Source organism: Colwellia maritima, from assembly GCF_022669015.1.
GTDB lineage: Bacteria > Pseudomonadota > Gammaproteobacteria > Enterobacterales > Alteromonadaceae > Colwellia > Colwellia maritima.
Genome location: NZ_JAKKSL010000002.1, coordinates 573,629 through 591,711, shown reverse-complemented (window position 1 = coordinate 591,711; position 18,083 = coordinate 573,629). Strand labels below are relative to the sequence as shown.

General features: G+C 37.0%; 14 protein-coding genes and 5 pseudogenes. 7 read left to right on the top strand and 12 right to left on the bottom strand.

Annotated features, from left to right (window positions below; all coding sequences use genetic code 11):
- Nucleotides 1-37: 37 nt before the first annotated feature.
- Together L3081_RS12945 and L3081_RS12940 are read right to left on the bottom strand one after the other, a co-directional pair.
- Nucleotides 38-334: a type II toxin-antitoxin system RelE/ParE family toxin gene (locus L3081_RS12945; RefSeq protein WP_242286585.1), complete on the bottom strand. Its 297-nt coding sequence runs from the start codon at nt 332-334 to the stop codon at nt 38-40.
- 170 nt (nt 335-504) lie between these two features.
- Complete coding sequence (locus L3081_RS12940) at nt 505-2,355, bottom strand: DUF885 domain-containing protein (protein ID WP_242287037.1); 1,851 nt, start codon at nt 2,353-2,355, stop codon at nt 505-507.
- Nucleotides 2,356-2,756: 401 nt separating this feature from the next.
- On the opposite strand from L3081_RS12940, the gene L3081_RS12935 reads away from it, so the two are divergent.
- Together L3081_RS12935 and L3081_RS12930 are read left to right on the top strand one after the other, a co-directional pair.
- Nucleotides 2,757-4,649, top strand: a complete 1,893-nt coding sequence (locus L3081_RS12935) for a hypothetical protein (protein WP_242286584.1) — start codon at nt 2,757-2,759, stop codon at nt 4,647-4,649.
- Complete coding sequence (locus L3081_RS12930; protein ID WP_242286583.1) at nt 4,646-4,891, top strand: hypothetical protein; 246 nt, start codon at nt 4,646-4,648, stop codon at nt 4,889-4,891. The genes L3081_RS12935 and L3081_RS12930 overlap by 4 nt, the downstream gene beginning before the upstream one ends.
- Before the next feature lie 313 nt (nt 4,892-5,204).
- On the opposite strand, the gene trpS is transcribed toward L3081_RS12930, so the two are convergent.
- Nucleotides 5,205-6,230 carry a tryptophan--tRNA ligase gene (trpS, locus tag L3081_RS12925; RefSeq protein ID WP_242286582.1) on the bottom strand — a complete coding sequence of 342 codons (1,026 nt, stop codon included), beginning with the start codon at nt 6,228-6,230 and terminating at the stop codon, nt 5,205-5,207.
- 470 nt (nt 6,231-6,700) lie between these two features.
- On the opposite strand from trpS, the pseudogene L3081_RS29090 reads away from it, so the two are divergent.
- Together L3081_RS29090 and L3081_RS29085 are read left to right on the top strand one after the other, a co-directional pair.
- Nucleotides 6,701-6,895, top strand: a pseudogene (locus L3081_RS29090) (IS91 family transposase); the annotation flags it as partial.
- Between the two features lie 254 nt (nt 6,896-7,149).
- A pseudogene (locus L3081_RS29085) lies at nt 7,150-7,344 on the top strand (IS91 family transposase); the annotation flags it as partial.
- A 279-nt stretch (nt 7,345-7,623) separates the two neighbouring features.
- On the opposite strand, the gene L3081_RS12920 reads toward L3081_RS29085, so the two are convergent.
- The 5 genes and pseudogenes from L3081_RS12920 to L3081_RS12900 all read right to left on the bottom strand — a co-directional run bounded on the left by L3081_RS12920 (nt 7,624) and on the right by L3081_RS12900 (nt 9,748).
- The gene (locus L3081_RS12920; protein ID WP_242286581.1) at nt 7,624-7,917 is read right to left on the bottom strand and encodes a HigA family addiction module antitoxin; all 294 of its coding nucleotides are present in this window, start codon (nt 7,915-7,917) and stop codon (nt 7,624-7,626) included.
- A pseudogene (locus L3081_RS12915) lies at nt 7,917-8,193 on the bottom strand (type II toxin-antitoxin system RelE/ParE family toxin). Before L3081_RS12915 ends, L3081_RS12920 begins: the two are co-directional and overlap by 1 nt.
- A gap of 244 nt (nt 8,194-8,437) precedes the next feature.
- Nucleotides 8,438-8,644, bottom strand: a pseudogene (locus L3081_RS12910) (transposase); the annotation flags it as partial.
- A 225-nt stretch (nt 8,645-8,869) separates the two neighbouring features.
- The gene (locus L3081_RS12905) at nt 8,870-9,247 is read right to left on the bottom strand and encodes a DUF2195 family protein (RefSeq protein ID WP_242286579.1); all 378 of its coding nucleotides are present in this window, start codon (nt 9,245-9,247) and stop codon (nt 8,870-8,872) included.
- Between the two features lie 186 nt (nt 9,248-9,433).
- Nucleotides 9,434-9,748 (bottom strand): hypothetical protein, encoded by a 315-nt coding sequence (locus L3081_RS12900; protein WP_242286578.1) that lies wholly within the window; start codon nt 9,746-9,748, stop codon nt 9,434-9,436.
- 741 nt (nt 9,749-10,489) lie between these two features.
- Between L3081_RS12900 and ltrA the strand changes: the two genes are divergently transcribed.
- Together ltrA and L3081_RS12890 are read left to right on the top strand one after the other, a co-directional pair.
- Entirely contained in the window at nt 10,490-11,557 is a 1,068-nt protein-coding gene (gene ltrA / locus L3081_RS12895; protein ID WP_242286577.1) for a group II intron reverse transcriptase/maturase, read from the top strand.
- Nucleotides 11,503-11,706: a Retron-type RNA-directed DNA polymerase gene (locus L3081_RS12890; protein ID WP_242286576.1), complete on the top strand. Its 204-nt coding sequence runs from the start codon at nt 11,503-11,505 to the stop codon at nt 11,704-11,706. The genes ltrA and L3081_RS12890 overlap by 55 nt, the downstream gene beginning before the upstream one ends.
- A 72-nt stretch (nt 11,707-11,778) precedes the next feature.
- On the opposite strand, the gene L3081_RS12885 is transcribed toward L3081_RS12890, so the two are convergent.
- From L3081_RS12885 to L3081_RS29080, 3 genes and pseudogenes are all read right to left on the bottom strand, one after another.
- The gene (locus L3081_RS12885; RefSeq protein WP_242286575.1) at nt 11,779-13,029 is read right to left on the bottom strand and encodes an MFS transporter; all 1,251 of its coding nucleotides are present in this window, start codon (nt 13,027-13,029) and stop codon (nt 11,779-11,781) included.
- Between the two features lie 344 nt (nt 13,030-13,373).
- Nucleotides 13,374-13,697, bottom strand: coding sequence for a hypothetical protein (locus L3081_RS12880; protein WP_242286574.1), 324 nt, complete (start codon nt 13,695-13,697; stop codon nt 13,374-13,376).
- Between the two features lie 394 nt (nt 13,698-14,091).
- Nucleotides 14,092-16,562: pseudogene (locus tag L3081_RS29080) on the bottom strand (S9 family peptidase).
- Nucleotides 16,563-16,699: 137 nt separating this feature from the next.
- Between L3081_RS29080 and L3081_RS12870 the strand changes: the two are divergent.
- Complete coding sequence (locus L3081_RS12870) at nt 16,700-17,383, top strand: YchJ family metal-binding protein (RefSeq protein WP_242286573.1); 684 nt, start codon at nt 16,700-16,702, stop codon at nt 17,381-17,383.
- A gap of 23 nt (nt 17,384-17,406) precedes the next feature.
- On the opposite strand, the gene L3081_RS12865 is transcribed toward L3081_RS12870, so the two are convergent.
- Entirely contained in the window at nt 17,407-17,982 is a 576-nt protein-coding gene (locus L3081_RS12865) for a VC2046/SO_2500 family protein (RefSeq protein WP_242286572.1), read from the bottom strand.
- Nucleotides 17,983-18,083: the final 101 nt, after the last annotated feature.

Sequence of the window (18,083 nt, the reverse complement as noted above, 5' to 3'; positions counted from 1 at the left end):
TGGCTGCGCAACACCTATTCTTATTTGTTAGCCGTATTTAACTCTGTAGAAGAAATATAAGAAGTTCTCGTTCTTGCCGCATGACATGTAAAATATAAACCTTGTCACTGTCCACTTTATAGAAAATACGACATGGATTAACGTTAAGCTCACGATAATTTAAGTTAATTAACTCTCGTGGTCTTTTTCCTGATTCGGGGTGGCTTTCTAACCCGGAGATTTTATCAAAAACTTTTTGCGTCAATAGTTTAGCCGCTTGAGTATTACTTAAAGCAATGTATTCCGCTAAATCATCTAAATCATCAAGCGGTGACGTCCATATTACTTCAGCCATTTACTCATTTTTGCATTTGCTTTGATTGGTCTGGCATCACATAGGTTAACGCTTAATTCTAAATAGAGTGTTGAGCTATGTTACTCAAAACATCAATCGATGCTCTATTACAAAGCCCAATTAAGTGAAAATAAATTGGAATCAAAGGACTTAATTGGGCTCATTTGAATTTACGCTTGTTTTGCTTTTATGTATTCATCCACTAGTTGAGTTAATATGTTTAAAGGTACTGGACCGTTTCGCAACACAACATCATGAAATTCACGGATATCAAATTTATCACCTAAAGCTACTTTGGCATTTTCGCGTAGTTCAATAATTTTTAGCATACCAATTTTATAAGCTGTTGCTTGCGATGGCATTACTATATGTCGCTCAACCATTTTAACTGTGTCAGATTTAGCATTAGAGGTATTGGTTGCGTAATATGCTATGCCTTGTTCTCTAGTCCATTTTTTTGTATGAATACCTGTATCAACAACTAATCTACATGCGCGCCACAATTCCATCGCTAAACGGCCAAAATCAGAATAAGGGTCTTGGTATAGGCCAATTTCTTTAGGAATCATTTCTGAATATAAGCCCCAACCTTCGGTATGAGCAGTATAACCGCCAAATTTTCGGAACTTGGGAATGCCCGTTAATTCTTGATTAATTGCAAATTGCATATGATGCCCAGGAATTCCTTCATGGTAAGCTAAAGCTGCCATTTGATAGGAAGGCATGGCTTCCATATCGTAAAGGTTGGCATAATAAACACCTGGGCGAGACCCGTCAGGAGTCGGTCTTTGATAAAAAGCTTTGCCCGCCGACTTTTCACGAAAAGCTTCAACAGCTTTAACATATACCTCAGCTTTGGGTTTCATTAAAAATAAGCTATCCAACCGCCCTTTCATATCGTCAATTAAGGCAACGGCCTCATCTAAATATTGTTTACGTCCCGCTTCATCTGCGCTGTAATAGAATTGCTTATCGGTTCTCATGAACACAAAAAATTCAGCTAAATCACCTTCGAAGCCCACTTTTTTCATGATCAAACGCATTTCGTTATGAATGCGTTCAACTTCACTTAACCCTATGTTATGAATTTCATCCGCGGTAAGATCTGTTGTTGTTGTGCGTTTTAACGCATTATTGAAAAACGCTTCTCCTTCAGGGAATTTCCATGCGCCATCGCGATTGTCTGCTTTAGTTTCAAGTTCTGTTAAATAACTAATTAACTGCTCATACCCAGGTTTTAATTCGTTGGTTAATGCGGTTTTAATCTCATTAGAAAGTGTTAATTTATCGTTCTCTGAAAGATCTATTTTATTAATTTTCTTGGTAAAGTCAGCCAAAATGGTGCTGTCTTTACCTTCATCAAATGGTGCACCAACTAATATATTTTTAGAATCACGAATAACGTGTTCAAAAACAAATTTAGGGGCGATTATGCCAAGGTCTTCTCTTAATTTAAGTTGAGTAACCAATTGCTCCATCAGCTTTTTAGCCCCATTTACACGTGATATATAGTCTTGTGCTTCTTTTAGGTTACTAATTGAATGTTGGTTTATTAAAAAAGCAGGAACTTGTGAATGTGTGCCGAACATTTGATTTACAGGGTAATTATGAAAACGCCACTTATGATCACTTATTTTGTTTTCTAACTTTTGTATATAGAGTTGATAGCTTATTAATGTTTGAGCATCTAACTTACTGCTATCTAATGCTTTAATTTTTGCTAAGTCTGATTTTGCAAAAGATAATTCTTTGGCGGCATTTTCTTCTGATAAATCATTCCATTTATCGTAGTCTTTTTTAATACCAAGATATGTTTGTCTTACCGGGTTGCGGTCAACACCTGCGTCAAATATCGCGTCAAATAGTTTGTTGGCCTTTTCAGACTCTGACATGACTACATTGGTGCTTTTTTCTTGTGAAATGGCATTGCCAATGTTAGATGTGGGTGTGGTTTGTTTTTCAGTACAAGCACTTAACAAGGCGCTTGATATAGCAATAACAAGTAGGGATTTTTTTAACATCATTAGATAATTTTTATTTATTAAAATTTTACATAGTTTGCCTATATTTTCATGGTTAAATCAATCAATGCTCGACAGATAAGCAATTATTTACGACCAAATTTTGTTAACGGCAGTTCAGGGCCACGGTTAGTAGATTGTTAATCCCAGACTTTAATTGGGGTGAATGTCATATTAAGTATCCTGTACATACTTTAAACTTGCTAATGGCAGCGAACTGATGGAGAGTTTGCTCTGCATTTAATCCTAAAGATATTATGTAACAATGAAGGCTATTATGCTTTGTTCAGATCGCTACCTGCTCAATAATTGGACACATTATAGGTTACAAGTTAGAGTATGAAATTTGGTAATTTATAATTTTATAAGTGGGCTTGAAATTCAAAGCTAGGAGTCAATTCATGGATAAGATACGAGTACTATTTAACTTTTCTTTTTTATTATTCATCAATCTATTTTGCGGCACTAGCTTTGCCGCCGACACGACTAGCATAGATAAACAAATACAGGCTATGGGTGTTTATTCTGGCTTTGTTGAATTTAAGAAAAAAGAACCTGTCGAATATTCATTATGGTTTGAAGACAAGGGCGCAATAATGCCTGATGTATATTTGGGTGGTTTTTTTATTGTTGGTGATCGAGGCTGTGTATTTTCTTTACGAAAAGGCAGAGTTTTAAGCGGTCCGAATCGACAGCGTTTTTTAGACAAAGCAAAAGGCGTCTTTAAAAAGACTAATGATTTACTGGTTTTTATTATAGACATAAACCTTATTGGCCAACAAAAACCCTGTACACGCTTGGGGATGCATAAATATTATAACGGTGTTTTTTTGCAACTCGCATTAGTAGGGAATGCTGAGCAGGGTTTTCAAATACAACTACTTAACAGGCATGAGAATAGACGTATTAAGGAAAAAGAATTTTCAGGGATAGTTCAGCGTTCTGCACCGTCTGTACTTATGCAGAGCTACATAAAAAATCACGAAAGCTATGACCTTGGCAAACCTAGCAAAGTAGAAATACTCGTTTTAAGCACACCTTCGCAAGCACTCATTCCCGAAAAACTGCGCCCAGTTAGCTGTAACAGAAACTACAACGAAATAAGTACGCTTCTGCAAAGTATGGACGTAGAAGATATAGCGAGTTACGACTTAAACGGAGATAAATTTCTGCGTTTCAAACGCTTTTCTATGAATCTTTACACAGAATCTAAACTTACCGCGGCAGAATCAGCATCGTTGTCGGCTGAGCAGTGGGAGTTTTTTAATTACCATTTTGATAGCTACGTGATTGGTGAGAATGCCTGTAATCAAGCAAAAATATTGGGCAGCGATGCTGTACTTACTCTTATTAAAAAATATGTCAAAAAAAGCGAACCGGCTATTGACGGAAAATATTTTATTACCAAACGCCAAACCATTTTCATTGTTGAACCGGGTAGGCTTGATTACATTCCACCTAAACGAGACTACAACCAAGCCATCCGTAAATTGGGGCAACCCGACTTGTTCTCTCCTAATGAAGAAACCCGTTTATTTAACTGGAAAAATGAGACTCAAAAAGCTTACCAGATGCCTAAATACAAAAACTCTGCAACTGGTGAAGTATTTAGTGATAAAGATGAGTTTGTAGAAGCTTTTTTTGTGCCGAGCAAAGAGGTATCTGCTCGCCTAAATGCTCCTGTATTAACATTACTCACAAGAGGTAAAGGGAGTGACCAAGTGTGCCCTAAATGGTCAGGAAGCCCAGGTAATTATACTTGTTTAGGGTATGAAGAAAGCCTGAAAGCCAATCAAATATATATAACGCATAATGAACAAGCTGCGATCACGCTATATAAAGAATTAACTCCTGATAAAAATGACCTTGCTATTAACGAAGGAAAAAAAGCCTTTAGCAACACTTGTTTAACAAAAGAATTTTGTAACTTTCCTGCCGCTTCTTTTATTACTGCTATTTACAATAATAATTATGGTGGCTTTATAAATCAAAATAAGAAGTATTCTGCAGCTTTAGTCGAGCGTTATAAAGACCATATAACCGTCACTAATGCATTTTTGGATGCCATGGGTTTAAAGAGACCAAACAAACAACAGCTCAGCCTATTTCCATTTTTTGCAGAGCACTATTTGCATGTGTTTGATAAAAAGTATCCAAACTGTAATCGAGCAACCACAGAGTTGAGTATTCGTTCAGACACCAAAGCGTATTCTATTGTTGATGGTTTTGGCAACACCGTACAAGATGTTGACAGTGTCGCACTTTATAGTGACTACAAAATACCCACCAAATGACTCAGATGTGTAATGAAATCTGCGGACAAACAGGTCCTTCTCGCGCATTAAGTAATGCTTCTAATATGCTATTTCATCCAAACATGGTAAAAATATTGGATGGTTTAGAGCAAACAATGGATTTGTTTTCTTGTGACAGCCCTGAAATAATGACACTTGAACGAGGGATGTTAGGCATTTACAGTAAAATGAAAAGTAGCCATAAGCAAGGTACATATATTGAGCGTGGTACGTTACTGTAGACAGGTTTTGTTAGTTAATATGGCTAAGATGCTTGCTAAACTACAACTTTTAATCGCGATTTTTAAGAGAGTTTAGTCTTTTTGGTGAGGTACTAGTACATTTTTATCAATTACGAGCGGGATTTTCATGATTTATCATGGGTGGCCTGATTAGATTAGCCTGATTAGATTCTATAGATAATGCCAACCCTCCTTAAAAACTAATCACGCTATTTACTATATAAAGCAGGCTTCTGGCTTGTTCAAAACCCGAATAAGGTGTCAGCTGCGTGACACCTATTCTTATTTGTTATACCTACCGTATTGATTTTTGTTAATTAAATAAGTTAAGACCAAATGCATGCTTAACATTATTTAACACTTGATTTGATTCTTCTTGCGATTTTTGGCTACCAATTCGAAGAATGTCTATTAATTGAGCTTTATCTGACATAAATATTTCCCTACGCTCTCTAATTGGTTTTAATATATCTTGTAAGCACTCTTCTAGAATTTTTTTGGTTGTTCCATCACCTAGACCACCGTTTTGATACCTAACCTTTAGCTCATCAATATAAACTGAGTCAGGGTGGAATGCATCTAAATATGTAAAAACAACATTACCACGAATTTGTCCAGGGTCTTCAACACTTAAATGATTAGGATCGGTATACATAGACTTTACTGCTTTCGATATTCCTTTTTCACTAGAGTTCAAGAGAATACAGTTACCCATAGATTTTGACATTTTACTTTTACCATCGGAACTTGGTAAGCGTGGCACTTTACTTAATAATGGTCGACACTCCACTAGAATGTCATCTTGTGCAATATGATTTAATTTCCTCACTATCTCATTAGTTTGCTCAATCATTGGCAATTGGTCTTCACCAACAGGAATTAAAGTTGCTCTAAATGCGGTAATATCTGCAGCTTGGCTAATCGGGTATGTTAAAAAACCTGTTGGAATTGAGCTACCAAATGATTTAGCTGAAATTTCACTTTTCACAGTGGGGTTTCTCTGTAATCTAGCAACAGAGACTAAGTTTGAATAATACATTGTCAATTCAGATAACGCAGGAATAGCTGACTGCAAACAAATAGTTGTTTTTAGAGGTTCAATGCCAACAGCCAAATAGTCAGCGACAACATTCAAAATATTGGACGATACCTTGTGTGGATTATGACCGTTATCAGTTAAGCCCTGTAAATCTGCAACTAAAATGGTTTGTTCATGATCGTGTTGTAGTTTGACTCGCTGCTGAAGCGAGCCAACAAAATGCCCCAAGTGAAGCTGACCGGTTGCTCGATCTCCAGTTAATATTTTTTCTTTTTTTAAGCTTTTTCTTGGATTGTTCATAGTATGACTCCTAATAATACCATCGGAGACATAAATAAGGTTATTCATAAGCAGTCTTCCGACGGCTTTGAATAAATGTGATTCAGCGCCGCTCTATAAAATAGAGCGCCACCATGTAACTGTGATGTAGTTGTAAGTATTGTTTATTTGCATTTTTTAAGACTACCATTCATCAAAAAATGATTCAATGCAATTTAGCTTAGTGGGTATAACGAGCCTGTAGAATGAACTATCATGGGTGGCCTGATTAATTTTACCAACCCTATATTGTTCTATACTACCGCCGACAAAACAAATGCCAACATAAAACCAAACGGTGCTTGCTACTATTTGCCAAGTATCTAAACCTGAAGACGTTACAAATGTAGCGATAAATGGGGTCACGATAAATGGGGTCAGGTACAAATTAAATTATGTGCGATAAATGGGGTCAGGTACAAATTAAATTATGTGTACCTGACCCCTTTTTTAAAGGATTACAGCGCGTGCGCGATTACGGGTTGTTGTCGTCAGGGGCTAAAAAACTGCGATTGCTTATTCAATTACTGTTAATGCCTAACCACAATTGGCTGACACCAAATAATGAGGTAATAACTCGCGCCAGTAGAATATGTCCTTGCTGCCAACATAAAATGCATTGTATTGGTATCACGCGAACGAGGTAGCCGAAAGGCAAATAGTATAAGGATAATGGCTAAAATGAAAAACAAAAACGAGGAAAAGAAGAAAGTCCCTATGAGACTGTAAAGAAAAATTCAGTGAAAAACAGACGAAAAATAGCCTTTATTTTACGTCTTAACTTCGTGCATCTTGCGATCAAGTAATTGCTTGTGAACCCTTCAACAAAAAAATCACTATTTACACTATCGATAAATGGGGTCAGGTACAAATTAAATTATGTGTACCTGACCCCTTTTTTAAAGGATTACAGCGCGTGCGCGATTACGGGTTGTTGTCGTCGGGAGCTAAAAAACTGCGATTGCTTATTCAATTACTGTTAATGCCTAACTACAATTGGGCGGCACCAAATAATGAGGTAATAACTCGCGCCAGTAGAATATGTCCTTGTTGTCAACATAAAATGCATTGTATTGGTATCACGCGAACGAGTTAGCCGAAAGGCGAATAGTATAAGGATAATGGCTAAAATGAAAAACAAAAACGAGGAAAAGAAGAAAGACCCTATGAGACAATAAAGAAAAATTCATTAAAAAACAGACGAAAAATAGCCTTTATTTTACGTCTTAACTTCGTGTGTCTTGCGATCAAGTAATTGCTTGTGAACCCTTCAACAAAAAAATCACTATTTACACAATAAGTAGCGCTTCGGGCTTGTTCAACACCCGAATAAGGTGTCGGCTGACGCGACACCTATTCTTATTTGTTATATTTTTTATGCCACTGCAAAGTTTACCGCGTGGACATTTGTTAAGTTAATTTGTTGTTTAGCGTGCCAAAGATCATAGTTATCTTGCATTGCTAGCCAACTTTCAGGTGTTCTGCCGATTGCTTTTGATAAGCGAAGTGCCATTTCAGGTGAGATTGCACTTTGACCTTTTAGAACTCTATTTAATGTAGATGATGCTACATCTAGTTGTTTAGCCAAATAACGACAACTAAAACCTGCGGGTTCTAGATATACATCGTAGATAAACTCTCCAGGATGCGGCGGATTATGCATAGTCATTAGTGATAGTCCTCATAGTTTAGAATGTATGCATTACCATCGATGAACTCAAAAGTAATGCGCCAGTTACCATTTACAGTAATAGACCAAATCCCATCACGATCCCCTTTGAGAGGATGCAGTTTAAAACCGGGTAAATTGATATCATCAATTTCTTGCGCGGTATCTATTGCAGTTAGTTGCATACGTAATTTACGTTGATGCTTTGCCTGAATTCGGAACACTTCCTGTTTGGAAGTATTTCTTGAGGCCTTTGTGTTTGAAAGATTTAATCATGACACAAGTATAGCGCGATGCGCATCACTCGTCGATAAAAATATAACGAGCTTGTAGAATAACTCGTTTTTCTATTATTTATTAATCAAAGTACTCTAACTGGATTGCTTTCTTTTAACAATCAAAAACGTTTACGTTTTTGGCGCTTTTATTTTTACATCGTTAACTTAACAAAATAGTGGTTTAGTAGCTGATAATTTAGTGTTATAACGATTTGTATGGTGTGGCGTTGGGCTTTTAACCCTTAATGCAGGTTGTTTCTTAACTTTTCAATATTATGAACAAGGCAATACAGTTGCCATTGGGTGTTTACTTTTTCTTGACCGCGTAAGGTCAATTTATTCATGCCTTTATTGACGATAATGTTGCCAAAAACGGGTTCAATTGCACTTAATCGCTTGCTATATTGCCGTCGCCCTATTGGGCTGTCTATTTTCACTTTCATTTTGTCATGAATGTCTGGTGCCCCTGCGACCAAAAAGGATTAAGGAAAAGCAGGCAGTGATGAGATTACACTAAGAGAGCCTCAATATGTGTTTGCCGTAAACGAGCGTTTAAAGGTTAACTGACATAACGAAGAAGACGAATGACTGATTGAAAACAATTAGCTACCTAGCGGTAGCTAAAAGAACACTACTGTCTATTGACGCGAGATGGGCTCATATATGTTAGCATTCTAGTCTGCTAAAGCACAAGAAAAGTTAACTAACACGGAGTAATCACCTATTATTTCTTTGCTAGTAGCCAAAGGTATAATAAGTGGCTTGTCACGGAATGTGAGTTTAGCCGTAAGCAATTCAGATTTATAACCATCCATTTCAAGTCGGGATGAGTACTGAGAAATTGCAGACTTACATCCACATTGTGATGTGGATTTTAGTTGTTGATGTGATATACCTAGCATCGGGATACCACTTTTATATATAACTTCTGGATTACCGATCTTTATGCAATTTGATAGTTGATTGTTTATCGAAACTTTTGTATTTGAAGTAGCTTGCGAGCAAGCTGAAATCATAAAAAATAGTAAGAAGCTATATCTTAGTTCCGCCATTTGTAGCGACTCCTTTGTTATACTTTACCTTTATGGTTATAGTGTTATTTTTTGTGGCTTTATTAAAAGCCCTTAGTAATGGGAAAATCCTTGTTTCTACCTCAATACAACCGTGACTATAACCCTTTGTTGAATCGTGTAAATAAAAACCACCTCTCATAATAGGGCTACACTTTGATTTTGTTTCTAAATCAGCAGGCTCCATTCTTGCTCTATTTTTTCCCCAGTTAGCCCAATATGGGGCACACTCACCGCTGCTTTTCCACTTGAAATACTTTGAATACCCCAAGATGGTTTTAATGCGCACATTCCTCTACCATCATCTTTGGCAAGACCATGATCTCCAAGAAATATTTTATAAAACCCTTCTGGTATTGGTCCATTATCTGGTGTGCATTGGTTTTTCGGTAATTGTGAGTCTGGAAGACCCGATGTAGCCTTAAAATCACCTCTACTTCCCCATTTTAGTATTTGTCCGTTGTAATCCATTTGATGATGCATAATGTTTCCTTTCTTCCTTTTTACTCTAAAAATGTGCTTAACGTTTATTAAACACTCCTGAATGCTAACGTCCGCATTTGCGGTTGGTTTGGAGCGCAGCGGAAAACCAATCCGACAACATGCGTTTGGTACGCCCACCATGGGCAAAGATCACCGTTTAATGAGTTTTATTAAACGCTAACTACTAGCGAATGGCAAGGGCTTTTCTGTGAGGAATGGTCTGAAGGAAGCCGCTAGCAAATTTGTGAGCTGATGAACAAGAACATCATATGAGGCGTAGACTAGAGGTGAGTTAGCCAAGCATAACGAAACCATGTGATCTAATGGTCACCGTAAATGGTGCAGCAGTGCAAAGAAAGTACATGCTCTTATCTGGGGAGATCTGCTTAACACGCAATCGGCATTAAACCAGTAAGGCTCTGGTTAATAAGTGCCTTGGCTTCGTTGAATGCATCGACGACGAAGAGCGAATGAGATGTAAACCGATAGCGCCAATGATGGTAACGTCAATGGTGATTAAGCAAAAGTCAGCAGACGGCACTTTATATTAGGTAAAAGCGCCAATGCCCCTCTCTTTCGTAATGGTTGGGACACGGTGAAGGCCTGAACATTAACTTAAGGAGGAACATTTATGCATTTGAATACATCAAAATTACCGTCAAGTAATGATGTTATTGAGCATGGCATATCAACCCCACCTTACATGAAAATCTCATCGAAAAGCTGTTAAGCCCTGCTAACTTGGATAATGCTTGGAAACGAGTAAAAGCCAACAAAGGTAGTGCAGGTATTGATGGGATGACGATAGATGATTTTCCCACTTTTGCTAACGCAAACTGGGAACACATCAAAACACAGATAGCTCAAGGAACATACCGACCTAGCCCCGTGCTACGGGTCAACATTCCTAAGCCCGATGGTGGCACGCGAAAACTGGGTATTCCTACCGTACTCGATAGGTTTATCCAACAAGCAATCCACCAAGTACTCAATCCACTATTCGACCCGCATTTTTCACCTTACAGCTATGGTTTTCGCCCAAACTGCAATGCAGCACAAGCGGTAACACATTTGCAAACAGGTATTAAATCGGGTCGTAAAATAGCTGTTGATATCGATTTATCAAAGTTCTTTGACCGAGTTAATCATGATTTACTCATGCATAAACTCGGGTTAAAAGTAAAAGATAAAGTATTGATGAAACTGATTGGGCGGTACTTACGCGCAAGAATTGTTGAACACGGTAAACGAGTAAAACCAACCCAAGGCGTGCCACAAGGAGGGCCATTGTCACCGTTACTCTCTAACATCATGCTTGACGAGCTTGATAAAACGTTGGAAAAACGAGGACATCACTTCGCCCGTTATGCGGACGACTTCACCATTTTGGTGAAAAGTAAGCGAGCAGGCGAACGCGTTTTAACGAGTATTAGCTTGTTTATAAAGCAAATCCTTAAACTCGTCGTTAACGAGAAGAAAAGTCGTGTAGGCGCGGTAAAAGAGACCAAGTTTTTAGGTTTTGGTTTCAAATACGGACGCATCAAAATACATGATAATTCATTGCAGCGTTTTAAATACCGTGTGCGAGAGTTAACTAACAGAAATTGGGGCATTGCCATGAGCAAGCAAATTGCGAGCCTTAACCGATACCTGCGAGGATGGGGAAACTACTTCCTCATCGCCAACGGTTATCAGTTGTGTGTCGATTTAGATCAATGGATCCGCCGAAGAATACGGATGTGTTTTTGGCGACAATGGCGCAAGCCAAGATCCAAAGTGAAAAATCTATTAAAACGGGGGTTCCACTAGCGCTAGCAATTAGCTGTGGAGCGACAAGAAAAGGGGTATGGCGAAGTGCGAAAACCAAAGGGATAAATCAAGCATTGAGCAACGAGTATTTAGCCAATGCAGGTTTAGTATCACTTAGGGATATCTGGATTAAAATCCATCATGGTTAATGAACCGCCCTGTGCGGAGCCGCATGCAGGGTGGTGTGGGGGCCGGAGGGTAGAAACCTCCGGCTACCCGATTCAGGTTTTACTTAATTCAGCACTTTCAGAGTTAAACATATAGTTCCTTATATTTAAATTGAAACTAGTAAATATTGTGAGTAATCCTATGCTAAAAGAGCTAAGCCCAAAAATTAACTGAGTGTTATTATTAGTTAATGTACCTAAAACACCACCAATTAATAATCCTAATGGTAATAACCCACTAGATATAGTCATTAATAAACTCATAACTCGCCCACGTAACTCTGTTGGTGTGTTTTTTTGAAATAATGTCATCGCCTGTAGATTGAACACCCCTAGACTTAACCCCGCAATAAATAAGCCAAATAATGCAATTATGGGTGATTCACTCTGACTAAGTAACATTAAACTGCATGAAAATAAAAACATTGAAGCAAACATTATAAAAGTTCTGCGGTTACCTTGTACATTAATAGTCGCAGTCAGCCAATACCCCAAAATACTACCAAGTGCCATTGCTGCTAGTAAAAAACCGTACCATTGAGCCTCTTCTAATAATTGCCCAGTTACATAAAAGGGTAAAAGGAGCATAATTGGAGCGATAAAAAAATTAATAGATGATGCAAAAATCATCGTTTGAAGCATCCCTTTACAGCTTTTGACATAACGTAATCCTTCAATTAAATCTGCTTTATGCTGTTTGTATTTGTTGCTAATACCAATTCTATTTTTATGCTCTTCAAAATCGTGTTTGATAAAAGATTCACTAAAAGCAGATATAAAATATGAGATAGCATCAAGTAAAAGTAAAATTGGCGCACCTAAGGCACGATAAAGAATCCCTCCCATTGCTTGACCTACTATTGTTGTGCATTGGGTCGAGGACTGGAAGAATGCAACTGTTTTAGAAAGCTTTTCAGTTGTAACAAGATCTGGAATGAAAGCATCTACAGTCGGTTGAAAAAAAGCTCTTGATATTCCGTTTATTAAAGAGACCATAGCAAACAGCATAATGATAAAAAACTGGCTACCATATTCACCTAAAATAGTTAGGGATAGAACAAGAACAGCAGTCCCCCGAATAAGATCAGTGACTACCATGATGTTTTTACGTGAATATTGATCGGCTATCACACCGATCGGCCCAAAAAAAACACTGGGTAATATAGATAATATTAATATAATACTCATCAAGGCTGATGAGTTAGTATTCTCCATAAACCAAAACATCATCGCAATAGAATAGGCTTGCATTCCTAACTGGCTTATTAGTTGTCCTTGCCACAAAAGAAAAATATTTTTATTCAAGAGAGATCCATTGAGGTGCGATGCATGCTGATAGCCTAACGCTTATTAGAAGGATTAACTTCATATTTAAACACGACATTGATCCTTCTATCATGTAAATTTTAAAATCTACAATACTCCAATTACCTCTACTCATCAATAAGTTAATAGTAACCCGTCAACTGGTTGATGAGTTAAAGGTTAGTAAAAACCTTTTTTCATGCAAATTACATAATCTTCGACTTTAGTGTGTTTATGCACAGTCAACAATAAATTAAATAATCACAAAACATCTCAACTAAAAGAAGATTTATCATGGGTGGCCTGATAATAATCATGGTCGGGCTGATTAATTTCATTCGCCTTCAAAATCTGCTGTAACTAATACTTTGAGTTGCGGTACCATGAATTTTTAAATAACTTTTACCACAATTACATTTCACATTACCGACAATTTCGTCAAGCAGTGGCCCAACAAGACTAAGCTCCACATGAAGAGTTCCATCATGACAAGGTTTTGCCCTATCATTTGCTTCAAAACCAAGATCTTCTCTAACAGCAACTTCTAAATCATCTTGTACACCTGCTTCAGGATGATTTTCACCCAACCACTTAACGTCAATGTTCATATTATTATCCAGAAAATACATAACAGCTTTTTTAGAAGAACCAACGTCATGTTTATACACGACATTCATCCTTCTACCATGTAAATTTTAAAATCCACAATACTCTTATTATCACTTGTCATCAATAACTTAATACCAAAACCTTAGCTGAATTATTTGAATTATCTCTAAGTAATTTACATTTGATCAACTAGTAAAAAAGTGGTTAAAGGCACATAAAGTTAACGAACTGTACTTGCTTGTATGGTTGTAACAAGAATTAATACAGTTTTTAACTTACGAATTGATGATATTTATGATGACTATCAATGTGCGTGAATTGAGAATGGTAAGACGAGATTTTTGCTAACAAGCTTACGTTGAACTGACCATAATTTTATTTATAAACAGGGCAAGTACAGAGTTTTACCTGTACTTGCCCCAAATGTGTTTAATATTTGTTTTTAATGTGTATTTAAAGCGTATTTTCAAACAATTTATAAATACGGCGATATTCATTTAACCATGAACTTGGTTGAACAAAGCCATGCGGCTCTACAGGGTAAATAGCCGTTTCAAAATCTTGTTTTTCTAATTCAATTAAGCGTTGTACTAAGCGTACGGTGTCTTCAAAAAACACATTATCATCAACCATCGGTGCGTTGATTAATAATGGCTTTGCTAAACCTTGTGCAAAATAAATAGGTGAGCTGCGCTCATAGGCTATTGCGTCATCTTCTGGTGTATTCAGTATGTTTGAAGTATAACCATGATTATAATATGCCCAATCAGACACCAAACGAATGGCAGAGCCAGATTCAAATAACGTTGGGTCTGTAAACATTGACATTAACGTTAAAAACCCGCCATAAGAGCCACCGTAAGTACCTACACGTTTTGGGTCAACATTGGCGTTTTCTACAATCCAATTAACACCATCGCGCATGTCTTCAACTTCTACCTTACCCATATGACGATATATACTTGTGCGCCAATCTCTACCATAACCAAATTGATGCACGGTAATCCATATCGATAACAACATACCCTTGTTGCACTAACAGTGAATGGAACATAAATTCACGAAAATAACCTGACCAACCCAGGTGAGAGTTTTGTAAATACCCTGCCCCGTGAGTAAACATTACGGCACGATTTTTTTCTTTCTTATTATCAAAATTGTGTGGTAAATAAACGCGCGAATATATTGGCTCTTCTTGGTGAGAAGATGGAATAGCCACAATACTTGGTGCAACCCAAGGCAGTGATTTAAATTGCTCAGATACGGTATAAGTAATTTGAGTCGCTTGCGCATTGTCATTTAACGGCTGAACATATAACTCTGGTGGCATAGTTAAACTAGAATGCTCAATAAGTAATTTTGACTCGTCAGGGCTAAGCGCGTAATCGTTCATACCTCCTAAATCAGTTAATGTTTTAACGTTTTTAGCTAAATCCACTTGGTATATTTCATAAATACCTGGGTGTTTTTTATTTGCCTTAAAAATAAAGCCTTGTTGGTTTTGAGTTAACGTTACATTACTCACTTCAAATTTACCGCTAGTGAGCTGCTTAGCTTTCTTGCTATTCAGTGCTTTATGATAAAGATGTGAATACCCTGTTTCTTCAGAAAGGTAATAAAGCGCATCATTACCGACCCAATCAAATTCATTCATTGAATAGTTAATCCAGGCATCATCGTGCAGTTTATCTTGGTTTACTAATTTGTTGTTGGCAAAGTCAACCGTTGTTAACCAACGGGTTTTGTTATCCCAAGCTTCTAGCATTAAGGCAACTTGGTTGCCTTGTGCATTCCATTTAACCGGGAACCACATTTGCATTAAATGAATATTTCGGGGGTGTTTTTTGCTTTGATAAGTTTTGCCTGAACGGGCATAGTTTTCTTCTTTAACTTTGGCTAAAACATCGGTATCAAAATCGGGTAAAGTTTCATAACTTAATGCCGACTTCTCACCTTTGGTTAAATCAATAATAAAAATTTCTTCTTTATATTGACGATTATCAGCAACGCGAGCACGTACTTTTTCAGCTTTAATAACACCATCTTTAGTGATGTAATTAGGCATGATATCAGTGTCATCATTGGGTACAACGGTGGTGATACTCACTAATAGTTTATCGCCTGCTTGGTGATAAACTGGCATGGCTTACACGGTTGTCTTGACCAAAATAATATTTTGTTGATGTAACGGTATTATTTTGATCAGCCAACGTTGCTGTGTGTTGTGCTTGCAATTTGTCATTACGTTGTTGTAAAGCAATATAATTAATGAGTTTGTGTTGTTCTTTGGCTAAGTAACTTTCTGGTGCTTGTGTCTCTTTCGGTTTTTCAGTCATTTGCAAATTAGCTAACTCAATCACCTGCCCTGTTATTAAATCATGACTGTAAAAAACATTGTCTACCCTGTAAGCAATATTTCCGTTGGTTAAAAACTGTACGTCTGTTTCATTGACTGAAGTGTAAGTCATTTGTTTAACTGATTTGTTAGCAAGGTTTTTAACAAAAACGTTGCCCTCAAAAGTATACAATTCAAGACTTTTGTCCTGATTTATTTTTGCACGATTATCAGCAACCTTATGTAGATTAGACATAGTGACTTGCTGTACTTTACTTCCGTGATCTAATTTTTTAACCCATAAATCTCTTAATGGATTACCTAATTGCTTCTGCTTATAATAAACAGTATTACTATCATCTCCCCAATACCATGATTCAGGTGCACGACCAAACCAATCAGGATCCGCCATAATCTGCTCAAGTGTAATCACTTTAGTTTTGGTTTGTAACGACTGAACATTGGTTGAACTGATCATCACAGGTGCAGGAGATATCACCGGGTTAGGTTGACTCTGTGATGTTTCTTGTGTGTTAACGCAAGCAACTAAAGAAAGGCTAAACGTTGCAGCGATTAATTTTAATTTCATCAATTTATAGGCTCTTTATTTTTGAGGAATAATTAATTGTAATGAATGTATATAAAACATTAAATTTGCTTAGGTAATAGTTATACTGATCAAACTAATGATGATCAATATACATAGCCTAATAGAATATTTTACTTTTGCTTGAAAGTGTAAGGGAAAACCACCAGTTAACGCCTTTCTGCGATAAATGGTTTTATGCTAAAATAAAACGTAATATTATCAAACCTAGAATTTTACCATTGACCATGACCTCTAAAAACAGATGTTTCTGTGGCAGCAGTGAAACCTTTGCCAACTGTTGTCAGCCATATATTACAGAGCAACATGGCCCACAAACTTTCCCTAAAACTGCTGAGCAGTTGATGCGTTCTCGTTTTAGTGCTTATGCTAGCGGTAATAGCCAATATATTTATGATACATATGCTAAAACTAGCCAAGAATTACAAACCGTAAAAGACATTGAAGACTGGGCCAATGCATGTGTATGGATTGCTTTGCAAGTACATAATACAAACCCCAACAGTCATGTTACAACGAATGATTCACCGGAACATTTTGTTGAGTTTTCTGCTTTTTACATTAACGACAACAGATTATTTGAATTACATGAAAACTCTCGTTTTGTATTAGAAGCTGCTATTGAGGAAAAAGATAAAGATCAAAACTTACATTGGCGATATCTAGACGGTGATATTATTAAGCACAGTGAACTTACAGAAATAAAGCGAAAAGATCTTTGCCCTTGTAACCACTACGCTACCGGTTGGTTACCCAAAAAAGGGAAAAAATATAAACAATGTTGCGGTAAAATGTTGCGGTAAATAATTTGACGTTAACCGCAGGCTTAGGCTGCCACATCTACAACCTTTGAACTAACAACTGAATGTTGAATCAATTTCAACCATTGTTCTACTTGCATGTTTAATGGTTTATTAAGTACTTCTTTTTGAGGGTTTGCATGTTTCTCTTGGCAAATTAAACTAGTATTACCAATAATATCAGGTATATGATTAGGTTCATTTCTAAAAGAAAGTGGTTTAGGTGATAATGCGTCTGACAAATGTAACGTTATCAAATCGTTGTTAGCAATCAATTGTCCTTGATTATACTCATCAATTTGCTGCATAGACCCTAACGATAAAGGAGCTTGTTCAGGGAGGTCAAAATATTTTCTTAGCGTTATATTATCATGAGTGTTTTTATCTACGGGCAAGCCATCAGCAGATAAAGATTTAGGTAACACAAATTGGCTTTGTTCTCTTACATCATCGCATAACATCGCTAACATTAAGGAAAAGTCTGAGCGTCTTGACTCATGAATGCATTGGTTTAATTGTTCACCCAATTGCAATTCATGCAGCAACGGCTTTACCGTTGCTGTGTTATTATTAACGTTGTCATCTACTACGTTTACAGCCAAAGGTTCGTTCTCTTAGTTTGATGCTGAAGCCATGAAAATATTTAATGAAAAGACATTTTACATGTGTTTAGTAAAGACGTTATCGACACTTTTACATAAAG